Here is a 19,629-nt window from a genome sequence, read left to right as displayed (position 1 = left end):
TATGCTTTCAAGGGTCTGAACTGCTTAGTCGAGCTTTGAAATTTAAAGATAGCCTTTAAGGTCTTATAAAACTCGTTAAGGTGTACTTTATCAAATTAGACGCTTGGTCATTGCTATGCATTGTGTAATGTGATTCAAATTACGTTAACAACGCATTAAGAGTTGATTTAATCATCCAATTAATTTAATTAACAATGTCTAATTATTATAAAAATTGCCACGGAGTAAAAAATGTCTGAATCAGCTTATGTCCCAGCCAAAATATGGAAGTGGGACAGTGAAAACGGTGGTAAATTTGCCAACATTAATCGACCGATAGCCGGCGCCACATACGATGCTGACTTACCTGTAGGTAAGCATCCAATACAACTTTATTCTCTAGCAACACCAAATGGTGTAAAGGTAACCATACTGCTTGAAGAGCTACTTGCTTTAGGGATAAAGGAAGCGGAATACGATGCATTCATCATTAATATTATGGAAGGTGACCAATTCAGTTCGGGTTTTGTTGAAGTTAACCCAAATTCAAAGATCCCTGCCTTAGTTGATCGCAGTAGCAAAAACCCACAGCCGCTATTTGAGTCTGGCGCTATTTTGATGTATCTCGCTGAGAAATTTGATGCCTTCATCCCCAAACACCCAGCACAAAGAGCGCAATGTTTATCTTGGCTCTTTTGGCAAGTAGGCAGTGGTCCATATTTGGGGGGAGGCTTTGGCCACTTTTATGCGTACGCCCCTGAAAAATTCGAATATGCTATTGAACGATTTACCATGGAAGTTAAGCGCCAACTTGATGTGCTTGATCGGCATTTGGCTGACAATAAGTTCATGTGTGGCGATGAATATACCATTGCTGATATGGCGATTTGGCCATGGTACGGCGCTCTAGTACAAAACAAAGTGTATGAAGCCGCTGAGTTCTTACAAACACATGAGTATAAGAACCTGGTGCGTTGGACTGAAGAAATGGCTAATCGAACTGCCGTGAAGCGCGGTGTTATGGTGAATCGTAGCTGGGGAGAGCCTAGTGAACAGCTACGCGAGCGCCATGACGCCAGTGACTTCGAATTGCGCACTCAAGATAAACTAGAAGACGCTGAATAATTCAGTCGCCTTCTAGTAAAACCAATAATTAACTATTTAACATTTGCCTGTTAAATAGATGCTTTTTTCAAAATAATTAAAAGGAATGTATAAATGTTTAGTCATGTTATGTTGGGTGCCAACAATGTTGAAGAATCAAAAGTGTTTTATGACGCCGTGTTAGGCGCGCTAGGTTATGAGCCAGGTGTTATTGATGAGAAAGGGCGCTGTTTTTATTTTACTGAATCTGGCGTATTTGCTATCACTAAGCCTATTAATGGCGAGCCAGCATGCAACGGAAATGGCAGCACTATTGGTTTTGCTGCGAAAACACCAGCGCTTGCTGATGCTTGGCATGCTGCAGGTGTTGCCAATGGCGGTACAAGTTGTGAAGATGCGCCAGGTGTTAGAGAAGGTGGTGCGATGAAGCTCTATTTGGCTTACTTGCTTGACCCATCAGGCAACAAAATTTGTGCATTGCATCGTATGCCGAGTGAATAAAGGTAGTCATGCTAATTTAAGAGAGCGGCTATTGTAGCTGCTCGATTAGGCTAACCTTTATCAACCGTTTTGTGTGTGGATTGGTTTATATCTGGCGCGATAATTACTGGGTGAAAGCCCTGTTTTTCTCTTAAATAATTTCGTGAATGAACTGGCATCACTGTAGCCGGTAGCATGAGTAATTTCGTCAATCGTTTTATTCGACTGCACTAAATATTTACTAGCGACATCAATCCTGACATCTTGAAGATAATTTGATGGTGTTACGCCAGAAGCTTCTTTAAACCGCCGGATCATCGAACGGTTTGATAAACCAAACTTGCCGCCTATGGTGTCGATAGAAATGTTGGCGTTATAGTTGTCTTCCATCCAATCCTGAATTGCTAATATGGTTTTATCGTTATGATATTTCATACTAATCAGTGGAGAGTAACTTAGCTGTGTCTTTCGTCCCGTATCAATGACAAACGCTTTAGCTGTGCCTATTGCGGTTTCATGATCACAAAACAGTTCAATGATATACAAACCTAAATCGAACCATGCTAAGCCACCTCCATCACACAAAATATTTTGATCATGTGTTATTAGTTGATCAGCTTTTAGTTTCACCTTTGGGTATTTTTGAATGAACTCTTGTTCAACACCCCAATGAGTTGTGGCGATTTTATCATCAAGTAGCCCAGCTTCAGCAAGAAAAAAAGACCCTGTGCTATTACTGCCTATAATGCAGTTGTCTTGATTAAGGCGCTGTAAAAATTCAACAATCCCGTTGTTTTGTGCCAATGTTTTATCAATATCCCCAGCGATACATGGCACCAAATAAACATCACTGTGACCAACGTCTTGAATAGCACAGTGGGGCATGATGACAATATTATTTAGCGTGTAAATGGGTTTTTTATCCCAGCTGGCAATTTGTACGTTAAATTTGGGCGTAGGGTCTTGTTGATGGAGTTTATTCCAAGACACACCGGCTAAGCTGAGTAAATCATTTATGCCCGTTAATGCACTGGCTAGGACATAATCGAAAGCTAATACGGTAACAGTTATCAATTTTTATCTCAGATTTGGCAAATTTCACCTAATATATGTCAAATCCTACGGTTAGTCTCCAAGTTATTTACTGTCACACTAGGTTCAATTGATTTAATCAGTCTAGGGACAAGCCTTGTGAGTGAAGTTAAAACGCATTATCGAAACTGCAATATCTGTGAAGCCATGTGTGGCGTGGAAATTAAGTATCAAGATAAACAGATTCTCTCTATCAAAGGCGATAAGCAAGATCCCTTCAGTAAAGGACATATGTGCCCGAAAGCATTGGCACTGCAAGACTTCTACGAAGATAAAGAGCGTTTGAGAACACCAATCAGACGTACAGCCACTGGCTGGGAAGATATTTCGTGGGAAGCGGCATTTGACGAGATTGCCGCGAAGTTCACGGGTATTCAATCACAGTACGGCAAAAATGCACTGGGTGTGTATTTAGGTAACCCTAATGCCCATAACCTTGGTAATGCCATGTTCTTGAAGCCTTTTATGAAATCGTTAGGAACTATCAATCGCTTTAGCTCAGCCTCGACTGATCAAATGCCACACCATGTTGCCTCTAACTATATGCTGGGCAATGGCATGCTGATCCCTGTCCCCGATATTGATCGTACAGACTTTATGTTAATAATCGGGGGGAATCCTGTCGTCTCGAATGGCTCTATGATGACAGCGCCGGGTGTATTAGGGCGGATGAAAGCAATTCAGCAACGTGGTGGTAAAATCGTGGTGGTTGATCCGAGAAGAACACGTACGGCAAAAATCGCCAATCAGCATCTATTTATTCGCCCTGAAAAAGATGCGCTGTTGTTGATGGCAATGATTCACTGTGTGTTTGAATCAAAACAAGTGAAGTTACGACATTTAGCTCCTTTAGTAGATGACATTGAACTGCTGGAGCAAATCACCAGCGCGTATTCGCCAGAAATCGTGGCTGAGCATGTTGGCATCAAATCGCAGGAAATACGGACACTGGTTGCTGAAATGTTAGCTGCCGATTCTGCGGTCTGTTACAGCCGTATGGGCGCTTCAACACAGAGTTTTGGTGGTTTATGTCAATGGTTAACTAATATTTTTAATATTGTTACTGGTAACTTTGATCGTCAAGGTGGCGCAATGTTTCCGCAGCCTGCGTTCGATTTACTTCGAGGGCATCAGCGAGGACAACCGACTTCGTTTGGTCGCTATACATCGCGGGTCAATAATATGCCTTTCTTTAACGGTGAATTTCCCGTGGCGACGCTTGCCGATGAAATAAACACTGCTGGAGAAGGACAAATTAAGGCGATGATCACTATTGCCGGTAATCCGGTATTGTCGACACCGAGTGGACATAAATTGGCAGAGGCGTTTGACCAGTTAGACTACATGGTCTCTGTCGATATTTATCTGAATGAAACCACTAAGCATGCCAATATCATCTTGCCTGCGACCACTGGCGTTGAAAACTCACACTATGATATTTTCTTTAATAGTTTTTCCGTTAGAAACACGGTGAAATACTCGCCCGCATTATTTGAGCCTGAGCAAAATCAGCGTAGTGATTGGCAGATCTTAAAAGAGTTGTCATCACGTATCACTGGGCGACCTACAGATAACTACACGCCTGAAATGGTGTTAGATATGGAACTCAAAAGTGGTCCCTATGGTAGGCAGGGTATAGATTTGCAGCGGCTTAAAGATAATCCTCATGGCCTAGATCTTGGCCCGCTTCAACCTTGTTTAACGGAGCGAATTTTAACACAAGACGGCAAAATAAATTTACTACCTGAATTATATTTAAGCGATTTGCCTCGACTTAGCGAGGTTATTGAAAAGCCGGCAAAAAATGAATCTTTTCCATTTGATTTGATCGGACGCCGATTGGCTAAAAGTCATAACACATGGACGCAAAATTCCGAGCGGTTAGTTAAAGGTCGAAATCCTTGTACGTTAGAAGTTCATCCAAATGATGCTAAAGCCCTTGGTATACAAAAGGGGCAATGGTTAACGGTTAGCTCTGCTGTTGGGGAAATTCAAATAGAAGCAGAGGTTACCGATGATATTCAACAAGGCGTGGTGTGCATGCCACAAGGGTGGGGGCATAATCAAAAAGACACGAAAATGTCAGTAGCGGCAACACAGCCGGGGGTGAGTATTAATGACTTGACCGATGCAAGTCGAGTTGACAAGTTAACTGGTAATGCGGCGTTAAATGGTACGCCTGTGGCTATAAATGTCGCGTAAATAATTATTAAAAAACTCGAATTAAAACAAAGCTAAAAGAGTAGGTTGAACAATGAAGTACTTTTCCCCTTTACTGCCTTTCATAGGTGGTTGGATATTATTAATGTTGTCTATGAGTTTCATGGAAGTGAGCATGGTTAATGGTATTGCGCAATTGCTACTTTTTACCTTTGTGGTGTGTATTCCAACATGGTGCACGGGGCGGATGTCCTATGTTGATATTGGTTGGCCGTGGGGATTAACTGTCATTGGTGTCATTACGTGGCTTTATGGCGAAGGAGATGCCGTGCGCGTTGCTGTGGTCAGTATTGCTTACATTTTTGCCGGCAGTCGTATGGGATTGGGAGCGATAAAATTACTGAAAATGGGGCATTTAGATACCGAGTTACCGCGATATGAATTTCAAAAAAAACGTTGGGACAAAGCGGGGAAATCTAATACCGCACTGGCAATGCAAATTGAAGCCATATTGCAAGGGTTAGCAAATGCCGCCTATTTAGCATTCCCGGCGTTCATTATTGCGTCAAACCCAAGTGAATCCATTTCAATATTTGAACTAGTAGGCATTATTCTTTGGCTAAGTGCTTTTGCGATGGAGTCGATTGCTGATATGCAAAAGCTTTCTTTTTTAAAGGCCATGAAGCATGCCGAAAAGAAAAATACCGTATGCAATGTCGGCCTATGGAAATACAGTCGTCATCCTAATTATTTTGCCGAGTGGATGGTTTGGAATGCGTTGGTGATAGCGGCTATTCCATCATGGCTGGCGTTATTTGAAAGCGAGTCATTAGCCATATTCATATTACTGGGCTTGGGCTTATTGTTCGTGTCTAAAATCATGTATACGACGTTAGTGACATATACAGGAGCAGTTCCTGCGGAATATTACTCTGTGCAAAAACGTCCTGCATATAAAGTTTATCAACAAACGACCAATATGTTTTTCCCTGGGCCGAATAAATCGCAATAGGGTGTTGTCGAATATCCGTATGGAACTATGTCCGTATGAAATAGTTCCAGCCATTTATAATTACGCTATCAAACTTGCTTTATATCAACCCGCTTCGTAATTAATAAAATAATTTGAAGAGAACACTAATTTTTTAATTTTGAGTGTATGCTTGCGTGTAAATTGATCATTTCTTTTGCTACAAGCGCCGCAGATGGCAGAAACATCGTAGAAACGATACGTTGATCAATAATCACCTGATGTTTGTCTTTTAATATTTCTTTGTTTTGTGCCAGCGCACCGCGCTTGTTTAGCTGACTTTCGACAAGAAAGGGAAGTAGTGTGCCTTGTTTAGCCCATGATTTAGTTTTTTCCGTCGAATCAGGAAAGCCAGCTACTTTTTTGCCTTTGACAAGGTACTCACCCGAAGACAATACCACATCAGCTATCGCTCCTGCGCCATGGCCACTCGTACCAATAACGCCGCCTGACTCGTAGATCACAGCAATCAACGACAGCAACGCTTGATTGTTTGCCACATCAAATAAAGGGCCGTAGCCGCCGCCAATGTATACACCCCAGTAATCATCAGGGTTGATGTCTTTAGGGCTTAGTGTATGGGCAGCTTTTTCTAAAAAACCTTCATACTTAATGGTGTAGCTACTAATACCGAAAGGATCCATCATAAACTCTACTTTTCCGCCATTAGGTGAAGCAAAGTCTACTTGTAGATCATGGCTTACAAATACGTGAAAAGGTGGTGCAACTTCCCATAAGTTGTTTCTTGCATCGTGTTGTTCGGCATCGCCCATATCAATTTTGTTTGATGCAATGATTAATAATTTCTGTGCTGAAGTGGCGGTTGTATGTGTTGATATTAGAAGCAGTAGTGATAGTAAAACAGGTGTGAGAAATCTCATCATTTTCCTTAATGTAATATGAATATTCCTATTGTGATGCGCGACTTGGTCAAAAGGTTTAAATTCACTTCATTAAAATAATGCTACCGCAGCAGAAAATTCTTAGTTGATTGTTATTCTTTAGTGTTATCGGTGTTGTTCTTGTTTTTAAAAATACCAACCATACCTATAATAATAAACATTAGTGCAACGCCGTAGTAAGAAATTTGGCTGTCAATAATGCCAGAGATTAAGAACAGTAAACCGGTAAATATAAAAAGATAAGCACTTTTATTGTTGGTCATTATATAGTCCTTCCAATTGTTAATTCTGCTAGAGTTATCGTTGCGGCAAGACCGATGTGTGTTGCTAAAAAAAGGATTTCCTTTCTACATTGCTTGCTTTTTATTCCTATTATTCAATGCTATGTCCTGATGATATTGAATAAAAGCATTTTTATGTTTCATATAATTTCTCATGTCATTATTGCACTGGTTTGCTGCGTCGAATTTAATTGATGCGTATTCTTGCGCAATAGCTTTATTTGCTCGTAAATAGTCTCGAAACGCGAGATGACGAAAAACATGAATATCACCTTGCTTAAAGGCGTGAACATGATGTGTTCTTTGGTGACCACCTTTTTGAAAGTAACGCCTTCCGTAAATTCCATTTTCACCTTTGGCTATATATTCTAGCGAAGTCATGTTATCGCTTTTCGCGTCTAGCTCTGATAAGGACGTCACTTCAATCAAAATATCAATGATTGGCTTTGCCGTTAATCCTACAACCGCGGTACTACCAATATGAAAAATAGTAACGGCTACATTGCCTAAAGCATTTTTGAGGAGTGATTTCTCCAAGTTAAATTGCTGAGCCCAGTCAGCATTGTAGCTAACAACCTCGACTATTCGTTGGCTCAAGCTAAGCTCCTTTACTGGTTAATTTAAATGTTCTAGGCGACTTTGAAATATACAATACAGGCTAATAAAACCAGCATAACATAGGCCAAAAACTGAATGCCTGCTCTACGGTGTTTACTGGCATGTTCAATTACGGTTTGATGTTGCGATTTAGCTAGTTGTTTTATGCCGTTAGGCGATACAAAAATAAAGGGTGCTTTGAGAAAGCTTGGAGACCCCAAATTTTTCCAAATCTTAGGCTCACATATTCTGACAGATTGATAGTATTTATACTCAGCCATAACCGAGCGCAACATTAACTGTATCCAGATAAAAATGAGTACAAATGAAATGGCCATAACTTCTCCTTAGTATTGAATATAATACGATACAGCAAGATATTTAACGTTCTAACAATTTGCCTTTATTGAGTCAGCTTATATTTTGAATATCAAATTGTTATCATTGGTTTCGAATTTCTAGAACAATATGTTTTTGAAAGTCTTCAGAAAAACCGAACTGGTTTTTCTTCCAAAACTCCTTAGCTGCAGTTTTCTTAAGCAGAGGGGTATATGAATTATTCCAAGCTTGCCACATCGAAGGAGCTATCAAGCCCGCAGTGTTTAGCTTAAAGGCATGCTCCCAAATATCAAATTTTCGTGATACAAACGCTTCGTATCGAGTTCTTTCAATTTCGCTTAAACCAGTATAGTTATTTTGTACTTTTATTTTAAGCGCGGCAACTTCGCTGTTTTCGGTGATAACTTCTCTCATTGAAAAGCTGGCTAGCAGTAAATCGATGTTTGATTGAGACTGCAAGACCCTAGTGTTTTGCCTGATTTGATAGCCTACAAAGACTAATGATAATATCCCTGCAAGGGCTGCTATCATATTTATGTATTCGTTAATCTTCATTTTTGTTTCCTTATTGGTTCCGTGCATATTTCGATTAAATGAAGTTTTCGGGATGACATAAGTTTATTTGGAGTTACAACAGGATAAGCTTATGTTAACCGTATTATTCAAGCCTACTCGTCTGCCTTAACTGCCTTGTTTAAACTGATTTATGCTGATGGTATTAACGCGAGTCATAGGCGTGAATTGTGTCAATACTATTCTACGGAACCATCGATAAGCATTTACAATGAATGCTAGCGATGATGAGTAGATTGTCTCCCTTAACATAGTGTTTAAATGGTTGTTTGTTATTGGGCTGCTTACTATCAATTAATCATTATAGACTAGGCTAAGCGGTCAAAAACCTTAGCGGCTACATGAGTTTGAAGCTCATGTTTTTTTAAGTAATTAACAACTCATCATTATTTAATGAACCATGAAATTTGTAGAATAAGAATGAAAGGCGCTGTCTAAACTTAAGTTTTAGGGGGCAACGTTCATTATTATATACTCAACGTGATGACTAAACTAATGGCCAATATTAGTGATACCCCTTTCCAAAACATAACGGGATTACGTTGTAATAAGGGTTGTTTCTTGTATTCTTCTAGCGCGCTTGCACTGGGCTTGTTTAAATCAGCAGAAAATTCAGAAAACGCTTGAAACCTTGCTTTTGGATCTGCCTCGGTACTCTGCTTTAAACATAAATCTAACCAAAAAGGTAAATCCGGACGAAATTGTTTGATTGACCGGTATGTCCAATCCGAGTAACTGTGTTGGGTTATTTGCGCCCGCTGCATCGGTTTATAGGGTAGTTCACCGCACAGCATTTCAAAACAAATAACGCCTAAAGAAAACAGGTCACTTTGGTGATTTGCTTTAAGCGCTAATAAGGTTTCAGGGGCAATATAATTAAGGCTACCTTGTGGCATGGTTTCTTCAATAGTGTCATTGTTTTCCTCCAATGATGCGACTAAAACCGTGCCGTAATCAATTAGCTTAATGTTGCCAACAGCGTCGATCATGATGTTATCAGGCTTTAAATCACGATGAACTAGCTCAAATCGTTGGAATTTCCTTAATGCCAAGATGATTTGAGCAATAATATCTCTGACTTGTGAAATACTGGGCTTGGGGTTATCGTGCATCCATTCAGTGAGGGTTTGGCCTTCAATATACTCACACAAGTGATACAGAAATTTAGAGTCACTAGGCGCACTTTGAATGCGCATAATATGATTGTGCTGAATACGCTCGCCAACCCACGCTTCACGGATGAACCCCTGCAAATATAGACTGTCGTCACTGAAGTTCTCTGAAGGTACTTTAAGTACTGCTTTCTCAGTGCTTTCAATGTGTTCAACTAAATATAAGTGTGAACGAATACTAGCATGGATCACTTTGCACACTTTATAGCTATCAAGTGTCATACCAACGCTTAATGCTGGTGGAATAACTCTGTCACGTAAATCTCGTTCAACTTCGGTCATTGCACGGTTGGGCGTGCGGGTAATATGCACGACTAATGCGCTGAGGTTGTCGTGGCTACCTGCGTTGAGGGCATGTTCAGTTAAGGATTTACTGACTTGTTCTAAGCGACTGTTGCAGACGTTTTGTGATAAATCTATCGTCGATAATATCTGCTTTATCTGTTTATCCGATAAATAATCGTGCACCCCGTCACAGCTGAGCAAATACATATCATCTTTTTGTATTTCAACATCATGAAAATCGACTTCAAGGCGAGGATCAGCACCCAGTGCGCGCGTTAAAATCATGCGTTTTTGACCTTGTTTTCTGTTATGGTCGCGAGTAATTTGTTCCAGTTGTCCTTGTCGAAAACGATATAGCCTTGTATCGCCAACATGAAATACATAGCCAGTAGATGACTTAGCAACGAAAGCGGTAAAGGTGGTTAGCCATTGTTGACTAGCATCTCGGTTATGTATTGATGATGCAATCGAGTCAGTTTGAGAATACAGCCACTGATTTAGCCCCGTCAGCACTTTCGCAGCAGACTTTCGTGTTGACCATGTTTGAGGTGTGCAGTAGTACTCTTCAATAAATTGTGTCACTGCAAGTTGAGCGGCCTCTGCCGCTTTTGAAGCACTTGATACACCATCGGCAATGGCAGCAACGCCACCTTTAGCCTCCATTTCATGCGGACGAGGGCAAAACGCGGCAAAGGCATCTTGATTGTCTGCCTTCTTACCCGCACAAGAAAACCCACCAAAACTAAGCTGTAAGCTATCAGAAGACTGCGCTTTTGATATCTTTTCAGCGGCGTTAACTGTTGCGGTAGGCTCAAAGGGTACCTGTTTTGCGGTATGCGAGCTTGCTTTAGATATATTATGTGACACTGATCAGCTCTACAGTTCCATCTTCTCTCACTTCAGTCATACTTCCCTTAGGCTCTTCCATAAACAATAAAGTGATAAAGCCAACCACGGCAGTCGCGGCAATTACGAGGAAAAATGTTTGGTAACTTACCATAGACAAAACTGTTAAATATACTACCGCACCCACGTTGCCATAAGCTCCGGTCATCCCCGCGATTTGTCCCGTTAAGCGACGTTTGATCAGTGGCACTGCCGCGAAAACGGCTCCTTCACCTGCTTGAACAAAGAATGAACATGCCATCGCCGCAAGTACAGCAAGAAATAATGGCCAAGAGCTGTCTATTGCTGACATGGTTAAATAGCCAGCCGCTAAACCCGCAGTTAAAATTAATAATGTTTTTTTACGGCCAAACTTATCGCTGATGTAACCGCCGCCAGGTCGAGACATTAAGTTCATGAACGCGTAAAGCGAAGCTAAAAGACCAGCATAAACCATGTCTAATTCGAATACGTCGGCAAAAAATAAGGGTAACATTGAAATAACCGCCAATTCAGATCCAAAAGTGGCAAAGTACAAGATATTCAGTACGGCAACTTGCTTGAACTTATATTGGTGAATTTCAGGAACGGGAGTCTTAAACACATGACTATTTACTTTATAGGTTTGTTTAACTTCAAACACAAACAGTAGGGCAAGAGCTATATAAGCTAAAAGAGAGGTTTGCTCTGATAACAAGCTGACACCTTCAGGAGATAGTTTCCATGTTAGTAGTGTTAAAGCGCCGTACATTGGCAGCTTCATCACTAACAGTAACCAAAAATCATTGATGCTAGTCACCTCCATTGCGCCAGTTTGTTTAGGCTTGAAATAGGTCGATCCTTTTGGCGTGTCAGTAACATTAATGTACCAAATAACGCTGAACACTAGGCTTAATAGACCTGACAATCCGATAGCGTAGCGCCAGCCATCTTCACCACCAAATAGCAACGCGATCGTCGGCAGTGACATAGCACCTGCGGCAGAGCCAAAGTTACCCCAGCCGCCGTATATGCCTTCTGCTGTACCCAACTCGTTTGCGGGGAACCACTCACTGACCATACGAATACCAATCACAAACCCGGCGCCGATAAAGCCCAACAAAAATCGCGCAATGGCCGCTTGTTCAAAGGTATCGGCCAAGGCAAACATAAAACATGGAATAGCACACAGTGCGAGCACTAATGCGTAAACTAATCTTGGCCCATATTTGTCGGTAAGCATACCAATGATGACACGGGCTGGGATAGTTAGTGCCACATTCAAAATTAGCAGTGTTTTAATTTCACTTGCGCTCAACCCTAAACTGTCGCCAATTACAGCAAGTAAAGGGGCGTGGTTGAACCACACCACAAATGTGATGAAAAAAGCCATCCAACTTAAATGTAGAATTTTCATTTTGCCGGTAAAAGACAATAACTTAATTCCTGCTTGTCCGCTCATCGATTACTCCATTTGATCATTTTAATTTTTCACTGAACAGAATTTTGCAAAGCAGATGCCAGAATATAAAATATATTTTATTTATATATAACAATTGGTTGCGTTTGTTTTGTGACGAGATAAAAGAAAAAATACGATTGATGTGGTGCGTATGCACTTAAATTGTGCGTAACCGAAAAGTAGAATTAAAAGAAGAAAGCGCAGACTGTAAGCCGCAGTATAACTGCCTAATTATTATTTTACGGTAAAACTACTCGGTTTCTTTCTCATGACTAAATAAATTAAAGGCAATGATATTAACGAAGTAACATTCACTATAATTCCTGAAATACTTTTGACAGAGTCAAAATCAAATAACGCTATTGTAAACATTACGTTTGGGGTAAATACTACTAATTGCATTAAAACGATAGCTAACAAATTAAAAGGAAACTTTGCTAACAAGTACCTATAAATAGTAAGCATTAAGGTGCTAACAATGATTATCAGCATCGCGTCGTGCACGCCTAGTAACCAATATTCACTACTATTATGATTTAGGTTTGGGTTCGCACCGAGGTAATCAATTATAGGGGAGTATTTACCCGCGAAATAAAAAGCATAATTAAGCACATAAAAATATACAAGGCCCAATAGCAGAGCGGGGATATATCTCATAGCAATTCCTTTGCAAATGTAATCACTTAAGTTGAACAATTCAGTGTAATCGATTTATCTTTAACTGCAATATTAAGTGATTTTCATTATTTGATTGATACACTATTTAAAGAAATGTAAATTTCGCTTACAGATCGGTCTATATTTCATAGAATCCTTTTATAATCAAATAGGTTTTTGTCATACAATATTTTAACGTTAGGAAAATTCAATATGTCGAGCAGCGTACGTCTTTCGTCAAGGACTAAAGTCCTTCACCTCATTATTGCCCTCACCATGATTTGCTTAATGACTGTTGGTTATTATATGGAGGAGTTTGAAGTTTTTGCGCTTTACCCAATACATAAATCATTTGGCACTCTTCTTTTATTCGTGGCAAGTTTCCGCGTGTATTGGCGATTTAAACAAGGTTGGCCGACTCCCCTAGGTAATGTCTCAGTGATACAACATGCAGTGGCAAAGGGTGTTCATTGGGTATTACTCATTTCAACTCTTTTATTTCCATTATCTGGCTTAGCGATGTCCATCGGTGGAGGCAACGGTTTAAGTGTATTTGGGCTGGAAATTGTCGCTCAATCCATTGATGCGATAACCGGTGATAAAATACCAGTAAACGAGATGGTTGCCGGTGTAGGGCGCAGAGTGCATGCTACATTATTGTGGGTTGTTGGCATTACGCTAATTTTGCATATCGTTGGCGCCTTTAAGCATCATGTCATTGACAAAGATGAGACTATTAAACGTATGTTTTCATTTAAAAACAGCTAATTGTTTATTCAAAACTGTATTGCAGTTATTTTAAGTTTAGAGCCAGCCACGCTATGCGCGGTCGGCCATTGGCTCAGCAGTAACACAACGATTCCGGCCTAAACTTTTTGCTTGATATAATGCTTTGTCTGCTCGTTCAAATAGTGAAGGCCAATCGTCACTTGCTCCTCTTTCTGCAATGCCAATAGATACTGACATTGGTGGCAAGTAGGTATTAGATTGGCGTTGAATGAGTTTTAACTCTTCTACAGATATGCGAATTTTTTCGGCAATAAAGTGGGCGTTTTCTTGTGATTTGTTCTTCATCACAACAATAAACTCTTCACCACCATATCGCACGGGGATATCTTCTGAGCTAATGTGCTTTTTAATGATAGAGGCAACTTTTTGAATGACTTTATCACCTACGGAGTGACCAAATTTATCATTTACCGTTTTAAAATGGTCGATATCAATCATGATTGATGAGTGCGGCTGCTTACGATCGAGCGCTTGCAACATGTTATCACAGCCCCGTCTGTTGAATAGCCCAGTTAATACATCAATTTGAGCCTCTTGTTTAGACTCCGCCAATTGTGCTCGAAGTAAATTTACCTCTTCAGACGTTCTTGTTAATTCATCAGTCAATGATTTACGTTGACCCTTGGATTTATCTATTGAACTCAATAAAAAACTAACGACTTTATGCAGTGGTTGATGGCCGTCTAATTTTGAAAGTGCTTTATCAGCTGAGACTAAGTTCTGTGCAATTTTGTTTTCGTTAACGACTTGGGTATTGATTTGAGAAAGCGTTCTTTTCAATGTACCTTCAAAAGGAATTAAAATGTCTTGATCAATCCTTTCATTACTTGAAATATAGCTATTAAACAGGTGTTCAAGAAAAACGGCATCGACAGGCTTTTTAGCACTTAATTGCTTGGTGATTTCAGTCTTTAACGGTTTATTTTGATTGCTATAGTAAAGATATATAACTGAATAATTTATTGGTGTTGGTGCTATATTTTGGCTTATAAGAAAACCTAAAACACGCTCACTTAGATCGGTTGCATACTGTACGTCATCTCCGTTAACCATTGATATCCCTCGTCCCTTGAAAACAATTAATACAGTGAACTATTCTTTGGAAATAATTAATACAGCAATGATATTAATTTATTATTTTTATGAGGAAGTATTTTAACAACAAGCGCAGTCACTCATCAATGTAAAGTTATTGTTAATTTTGTGTTTTATTTGTGTTTATCGTGTATCAATCAATAAAACATCGATTTTAATATAGTGACCCTTGTCATTAATTATTTAAAAAGGAGCCAGTGGGGAAATCGCCTTAAGATAGAGCAAACATTTAAAAGCCTATTTTTCATTTTAGGTCTACAGTCCTTATTTTCTTGAGATTTATTTATGATTAAAGCTTTCCTATACTCTTAAAAAGAATAAAGGGATGTAATCATGAGCGTTTCAGACATTTTAGTGATGTTAATCGGAATCGTGCTTATTGGCATCGGGCTTTTTTTATTTGTTTCAGGTAAAAAAGAAGCCAGCCAAAACCATGTAGAAGGTTTTGGCATAAAGCTCAATGTCAGTAACCCATCAGTCATATTAATTATTATTGGTGTTGGCTTATTAGTTTTACCAAGGTTTATGCCTGACAATATTGATGAACGCCAAAGTCCTGTGAGGGTAGAAAATAATAACCAGCCTGTACCCATTGAAACTATACAACCAGCACCTGTTGAAACGCTGAAGCCGGTTCCTGTAGAAGCCATACAGCAATCACAAAGTCAAGACACTAAGCCTAGCACTGCACAAAGCACTGCTTTTCCACAAGGCTCGTGGCAATTAGCAAGCATTCAAGAAAACGGTATTGATTACATGGTACCAATGCAAGTAAACGGCCGCCTTACCTTCTCAAAACATACCGCCAATAGCGTTAACTGGAACTCTCAAGTTTGGATTGTTGATGACTATGGAAACGAAATTTATGATCAATACAGTGGGCAAATCATTGTGAGAGGAAATATTTACTTTATTTCGTTTCTTCAAGGCTCGAGTAGCGATTTCACCCAAGAACTCAATATACCATTAGAGTTTTATATGGAAGAGGGTGGATTACTTCATATGAAATATCTTACAGAGGGGAATGTGCAAATAGTGCATTGGCAACAATAAAATGATTTATTAAGTTAAACATTATTTTAATGTGGATATTTATCTTTTACCGGAAATTGGTCTATATCCAAGAAAGTAAATTTCGCTATAAATTGAACAATTTTTCTTAAAAATCAACTTTTTTCAAAACTTCTTCGCACACAAAGTATATGGAATTGTGATGCCTGTTTTGTAATTGAAAACTCTAATTTTTATACCTAGCTGGGAAAATTGTGACTAAATATGGATATGTTTATCTATGCAATGAGGCATTGTGTCTGATATTAAAGCCAATAGCTTAAGTGCTTAAAAAGGAAGAGCCGATAGTTTCATTTTCAGCTCTTTTATTATTAAAACCTAGATTAATTCTCCAGGCGCTGATAAATACTAGATTAAACTAACTTGAACTTTATCTTCAACAATTCGCACCTGATAACTCTTTATCGTAATACTCTCATCATCTAAACAACGTCCAGTATTTAAAGAAAAACGCTGCTTGTATAGTGGCGATGCAACAAATAACTCTCCTTGACTATCGCCAATAATACCGCGAGATAGTACATTGGCTTGGCCAATAGGATCCCAGTTGCTGACTGAGTACGCGGTTGTTTCGTTTAACTGAAATATTGCAATTTGTTCTTCGTTTTCGAGTAAAGCACAAATACCTGAATGTTTTACTAAATCATTTTTGTGGCAGATAGTTTGCCAATTTTGTTCGGTTGTCATAGCTATAACTCCTTAAGCTGTTTCAGTTTCACGCTCGTTTTGCTGCTCGGTTTGGTGTTCGGTAACGTCAACCGTTTGAATTTGTATGCCTTTGTATTTTTTCTCGATACCACGTGCAGGACGAATTTGCGCGCGCTCGGTAACAAACTCAATGTTTTTGTCAATTTCTTGAGAATTAACAAATTGGCGGAAGCGCTTTAACTGTGCAGGATCTTCAATAGTTGTTTTCCACTCACATTGATAAGTATCTATCACCGCTTGCATAGACGCTTCTAACTCAGCATTAACGCCTAAATGGTCGTCAATCACCACTTTTTGCAAATATTTAAGGCCACCTTCAAGGCTCTCTAACCAAACAGAGGTACGTTGTAAACGATCGCCTGTTCTGACATAAAACATTAAGTAACGGTCAATGTATTTCACTAACGTTTCATCATCTAAGTCAGTTGCGAATAAATCACCGTGACGAGGCTTCATGCCGCCATTACCACTGACGTATAAGTTCCAACCGTTTTCTGTCGCGATAACGCCAATGTCTTTACTTTGCGCTTCCGCACATTCACGGGTACAACCAGATACAGCGAATTTGATTTTGTGTGGTGAACGCAAACCTTTGTAGCGATTTTCAAGGAATATAGCCATGGTCATACTGTCTTGAACGCCGTAGCGACACCAAGTACTACCGACACAAGATTTAACTGTACGTAATGATTTGCCGTAGGCGTGACCTGTCTCCATACCAGCCGCAATCAGTTTTTCCCATATGTCAGGGAGTTGATCAATTCGTGCGCCAAATAAGTCGATACGTTGACCACCGGTGACTTTGGTGTACAAGTTATATTCTTTAGCTACTTCACCGATAACAATTAACTTGTCAGGGGTAACTTCACCGCCAGGCATACGCGGTACGATGGAATAAGTACCGTCTTTTTGCATGTTTCCTAAGTAGGTGTCGTTAGTATCTTGTAGTGGTAAGTGGTCTGCTTGCAGGATGTAGTCATTCCACACTGAGGCCAAGATTGAGCCAGCAGCGGGTTTACAAATTTCACAACCAAGACCACTGCCATGCTTTTCTAACAAGGTTTCAAAGTTTCTGATGCTCTCAGCTTTGATTATATGAAATAGCTCTGTACGGCTATAAGCAAAATGCTCACAAATATCGGTACTGACTTCAACGCCTCGTTTTTCTAACTCTGCGTCAGTGACAGTTTTTACCAGTGCCGCACAACCACCGCAGCCTGAGGTAGCTTTGGTACAAGACTTCACTGCACCAACATCGGTTGCGCCTGCATCAATGGCGGTAACAATATCGCCTTTAGTTACGTTTAAACAGGAACATATGGTCGCAGTATCAGGTAGAGCATCAACGCCAAGTGTTGGCTTCTCGCCACTGCTGGGTAAAATTAATCCATCTGGATTTTCAGGTAATTCAATGCCGTTTAGTGCGTATTGCAATAATGAGTCATATTCGCTGGTGTCACCAACTAATACGGCGCCAAGCAGCGTTTTACCGTCTTGGCTTACAACAATTTTCTTGTAAATATCGTCACGACCATTTTGGTATGTGAAACATTGTGCGCCCGGTGTTTTAACATGCGCATCACCAATAGATCCTACTTCAACCCCCATCAGCTTTAATTTAGTACTCATGTCTGCACCGGTGAATTTTTTATCTCCACCGATAATGTCGCTTGCCGCAACTTTTGCCATGGCATAGCCGGGCGCGACTAATCCATAGATGAAATTATTCCAAAGGGCGCACTCACCAATAGCGTAGATGTTTTCGTCCGACGTTTGACATTCATTGTTAACAACAATGCCTCCACGTTCGCCGACGGTGAGTTCAAAATCTCGGGCAAGGTTGTCATAGGGGCGAATACCAGCAGAGAACAAAATGAGATCAGTTTCCAAATGTGTACCATCTGCAAATTCCATGCGATGAACGCAATCCTCCCCATCAACAATCACCTTGGTTGCTTTCTCGGTATGAACTGTTACCCCCAAATCTTCAATTTTCTTTCTCAATAATTGACCGCCAGACTGGTCTAGCTGAACGCCCATTAACTGTGGCGCAAATTCAACAACATGAGTTTTAAGTCCGAGTTCTTTTAGGGCATTTGCAGCTTCTAAACCAAGCAATCCTCCACCGACTACAACACCCACTTTGCCATTGTTGGCAGACGTTTGAATGGCGTCTAAATCGTCGATAGTGCGGTAAACTAAGCAATGCTCTCTTTCTTTACCAGGAATAGGCGGTACAAAAGGAAATGAGCCGGTAGCTAACACTAGCTTGTCATACTCAAAAACCTCTCCTGATAGGGTTCTCACTGATTTTTTGAGCTTATCAATTAAAGTCACTTTAGCATCAAGGTGAAATTTTACTTGCCAGTCAAGGTAAGTTTGCGGCGTCGTTAACGCCAAGTCATCGGCGGTTTTGCCTGAGAAATATTCAGAAAGGTGCACGCGATCATAAGCGAGCCTTGATTCAGCGCTCAGTACGGTAATATCGTATTGATCTCGATTTGGATCTTCTTGAACAAGCTGTTCAACGAAATGATGGCCAACCATGCCGTTACCGACTACCACAATGCGTTGTTTTCTAGATAAAGTAGACTTTTGTGCACTCATATTTTATTTCCTAAACTTTGACAATTTCACGCAGAAGCTAATCGCGTGTATCCATCATTACTTCTTTGATAATGTTTTGGCTTTATTTCTGTAGAGCAAACACGGTGCCATATGGTTTTATTTAACATTTACAAGTGGTTATGTGGTTTATCGGATAGTGATAGCATGTTGGGTGCACTAGTATGGTGGGAATTTGCACTATCTTTGAGCGATTGGCTGGATAGAAAACTTGTTTGAAATGATTGCGCTAATCTCGATGTGTATTTCGGAATAATCATATTAAATAGTTGGAATTTAAGTACTAGGGCCCCTTTCTTACGCAGCATTTATACCTATCTGAACTAGTATTGTGTATATCAAAGTTAGATTGAGCGAGTGCCTC

The 19,629-nt window shown here is 40.0% G+C and carries 17 protein-coding genes; 6 read left to right on the top strand and 11 right to left on the bottom strand.

The genetic code is table 11. From position 1 onward, the window contains the following. The first annotated feature begins 231 nt into the window (after positions 1 to 231). On the top strand, positions 232 to 1,104 hold the full coding sequence (gene yghU, locus QUE03_RS12530) for a glutathione-dependent disulfide-bond oxidoreductase (RefSeq protein ID WP_286261950.1): 873 nt from the start codon (positions 232 to 234) through the stop codon (positions 1,102 to 1,104). A gap of 93 nt (positions 1,105 to 1,197) precedes the next feature. Then, entirely contained in the window at positions 1,198 to 1,584 is a 387-nt protein-coding gene (locus QUE03_RS12525; RefSeq protein WP_286261948.1) for a VOC family protein, read from the top strand. Positions 1,585 to 1,644: 60 nt separating this feature from the next. On the opposite strand, the gene QUE03_RS12520 is transcribed toward QUE03_RS12525, so the two are convergent. Next, the gene (locus tag QUE03_RS12520; RefSeq protein WP_286261945.1) at positions 1,645 to 2,637 is read right to left on the bottom strand and encodes a GlxA family transcriptional regulator; all 993 of its coding nucleotides are present in this window, start codon (positions 2,635 to 2,637) and stop codon (positions 1,645 to 1,647) included. 117 nt (positions 2,638 to 2,754) lie between these two features. On the opposite strand from QUE03_RS12520, the gene QUE03_RS12515 reads away from it, so the two are divergent. Continuing rightward, the gene (locus tag QUE03_RS12515; protein WP_286261943.1) at positions 2,755 to 4,857 is read left to right on the top strand and encodes a molybdopterin-dependent oxidoreductase; all 2,103 of its coding nucleotides are present in this window, start codon (positions 2,755 to 2,757) and stop codon (positions 4,855 to 4,857) included. Between the two features lie 52 nt (positions 4,858 to 4,909). Continuing rightward, positions 4,910 to 5,827: a DUF1295 domain-containing protein gene (locus tag QUE03_RS12510; RefSeq protein ID WP_286261941.1), complete on the top strand. Its 918-nt coding sequence runs from the start codon at positions 4,910 to 4,912 to the stop codon at positions 5,825 to 5,827. Positions 5,828 to 5,952: 125 nt separating this feature from the next. Here QUE03_RS12510 and QUE03_RS12505 read toward each other — a convergent pair whose 3' ends face one another. The 7 genes from QUE03_RS12505 to QUE03_RS12475 form a co-directional block, all read right to left on the bottom strand. Continuing rightward, positions 5,953 to 6,729, bottom strand: a complete 777-nt coding sequence (locus QUE03_RS12505) for a type 1 glutamine amidotransferase domain-containing protein (RefSeq protein WP_350227388.1) — start codon at positions 6,727 to 6,729, stop codon at positions 5,953 to 5,955. Between the two features lie 110 nt (positions 6,730 to 6,839). Further along, positions 6,840 to 7,010 carry a hypothetical protein gene (locus QUE03_RS12500; protein ID WP_286261940.1) on the bottom strand — a complete coding sequence of 57 codons (171 nt, stop codon included), beginning with the start codon at positions 7,008 to 7,010 and terminating at the stop codon, positions 6,840 to 6,842. A gap of 84 nt (positions 7,011 to 7,094) precedes the next feature. Further along, positions 7,095 to 7,625, bottom strand: a complete 531-nt coding sequence (locus tag QUE03_RS12495) for a GrpB family protein (protein WP_286261938.1) — start codon at positions 7,623 to 7,625, stop codon at positions 7,095 to 7,097. A 32-nt stretch (positions 7,626 to 7,657) separates the two neighbouring features. Further along, on the bottom strand, positions 7,658 to 7,963 hold the full coding sequence (locus tag QUE03_RS12490; RefSeq protein ID WP_286261936.1) for a hypothetical protein: 306 nt from the start codon (positions 7,961 to 7,963) through the stop codon (positions 7,658 to 7,660). Positions 7,964 to 8,066: 103 nt separating this feature from the next. Further along, positions 8,067 to 8,519 (bottom strand): hypothetical protein, encoded by a 453-nt coding sequence (locus QUE03_RS12485; protein ID WP_286261934.1) that lies wholly within the window; start codon positions 8,517 to 8,519, stop codon positions 8,067 to 8,069. A 485-nt stretch (positions 8,520 to 9,004) separates the two neighbouring features. Beyond that, positions 9,005 to 10,861: a bifunctional protein-serine/threonine kinase/phosphatase gene (locus tag QUE03_RS12480; RefSeq protein ID WP_286261931.1), complete on the bottom strand. Its 1,857-nt coding sequence runs from the start codon at positions 10,859 to 10,861 to the stop codon at positions 9,005 to 9,007. After that, a complete protein-coding gene (locus QUE03_RS12475; RefSeq protein WP_286261929.1) occupies positions 10,851 to 12,320 on the bottom strand; it encodes a NarK family nitrate/nitrite MFS transporter in 1,470 nt (489 codons plus the stop codon). The genes QUE03_RS12480 and QUE03_RS12475 overlap by 11 nt, the downstream gene beginning before the upstream one ends. A gap of 870 nt (positions 12,321 to 13,190) precedes the next feature. On the opposite strand from QUE03_RS12475, the gene QUE03_RS12470 reads away from it, so the two are divergent. Next, positions 13,191 to 13,745: a cytochrome b gene (locus QUE03_RS12470; RefSeq protein ID WP_286261928.1), complete on the top strand. Its 555-nt coding sequence runs from the start codon at positions 13,191 to 13,193 to the stop codon at positions 13,743 to 13,745. A gap of 51 nt (positions 13,746 to 13,796) precedes the next feature. Here the strand turns inward: QUE03_RS12470 and QUE03_RS12465 are convergent, their stop codons facing one another. Continuing rightward, on the bottom strand, positions 13,797 to 14,819 hold the full coding sequence (locus tag QUE03_RS12465; RefSeq protein WP_286261926.1) for a GGDEF domain-containing protein: 1,023 nt from the start codon (positions 14,817 to 14,819) through the stop codon (positions 13,797 to 13,799). Between the two features lie 375 nt (positions 14,820 to 15,194). On the opposite strand from QUE03_RS12465, the gene QUE03_RS12460 reads away from it, so the two are divergent. Continuing rightward, the gene (locus QUE03_RS12460; protein ID WP_286261924.1) at positions 15,195 to 15,914 is read left to right on the top strand and encodes a hypothetical protein; all 720 of its coding nucleotides are present in this window, start codon (positions 15,195 to 15,197) and stop codon (positions 15,912 to 15,914) included. Between the two features lie 366 nt (positions 15,915 to 16,280). Here the strand turns inward: QUE03_RS12460 and nirD are convergent, their stop codons facing one another. Beyond that, positions 16,281 to 16,619 (bottom strand): nitrite reductase small subunit NirD, encoded by a 339-nt coding sequence (nirD, locus tag QUE03_RS12455; RefSeq protein ID WP_286261922.1) that lies wholly within the window; start codon positions 16,617 to 16,619, stop codon positions 16,281 to 16,283. A gap of 12 nt (positions 16,620 to 16,631) precedes the next feature. After that, a complete protein-coding gene (gene nirB, locus QUE03_RS12450) occupies positions 16,632 to 19,247 on the bottom strand; it encodes a nitrite reductase large subunit NirB (protein WP_286261920.1) in 2,616 nt (871 codons plus the stop codon). Positions 19,248 to 19,629: the final 382 nt, after the last annotated feature.

Source organism: Thalassotalea atypica (genome assembly GCF_030295975.1).
Lineage (GTDB): Bacteria > Pseudomonadota > Gammaproteobacteria > Enterobacterales > Alteromonadaceae > Thalassotalea_F > Thalassotalea_F atypica.
Note: the sequence above shows the minus strand (reverse complement) of the source record. Positions and strands in the feature narration are given on the sequence as shown.

Excerpts from the sequence above, each read along its gene's own strand:
- QUE03_RS12490 (WP_286261936.1), bottom strand. The coding sequence starts at position 7,963 with ATGGCCATTTCATTTGTACTCATTTTTATCTGGATACAGTTAATGTTG.
- QUE03_RS12525 (WP_286261948.1), top strand. The coding sequence starts at position 1,198 with ATGTTTAGTCATGTTATGTTGGGTGCCAACAATGTTGAAGAATCAAAA.
- QUE03_RS12485 (WP_286261934.1), bottom strand. The coding sequence starts at position 8,519 with ATGAAGATTAACGAATACATAAATATGATAGCAGCCCTTGCAGGGATA.
- QUE03_RS12505 (WP_350227388.1), bottom strand. The coding sequence starts at position 6,729 with ATGATGAGATTTCTCACACCTGTTTTACTATCACTACTGCTTCTAATA.
- QUE03_RS12470 (WP_286261928.1), top strand. The coding sequence starts at position 13,191 with ATGTCGAGCAGCGTACGTCTTTCGTCAAGGACTAAAGTCCTTCACCTC.
- nirD (WP_286261922.1), bottom strand. The coding sequence starts at position 16,619 with ATGACAACCGAACAAAATTGGCAAACTATCTGCCACAAAAATGATTTA.
- QUE03_RS12475 (WP_286261929.1), bottom strand. The coding sequence starts at position 12,320 with ATGAGCGGACAAGCAGGAATTAAGTTATTGTCTTTTACCGGCAAAATG.
- QUE03_RS12465 (WP_286261926.1), bottom strand. The coding sequence starts at position 14,819 with ATGGTTAACGGAGATGACGTACAGTATGCAACCGATCTAAGTGAGCGT.
- QUE03_RS12500 (WP_286261940.1), bottom strand. The coding sequence starts at position 7,010 with ATGACCAACAATAAAAGTGCTTATCTTTTTATATTTACCGGTTTACTG.
- yghU (WP_286261950.1), top strand. The coding sequence starts at position 232 with ATGTCTGAATCAGCTTATGTCCCAGCCAAAATATGGAAGTGGGACAGT.
- nirB (WP_286261920.1), bottom strand. The coding sequence starts at position 19,247 with ATGAGTGCACAAAAGTCTACTTTATCTAGAAAACAACGCATTGTGGTA.
- QUE03_RS12460 (WP_286261924.1), top strand. The coding sequence starts at position 15,195 with ATGAGCGTTTCAGACATTTTAGTGATGTTAATCGGAATCGTGCTTATT.
- QUE03_RS12510 (WP_286261941.1), top strand. The coding sequence starts at position 4,910 with ATGAAGTACTTTTCCCCTTTACTGCCTTTCATAGGTGGTTGGATATTA.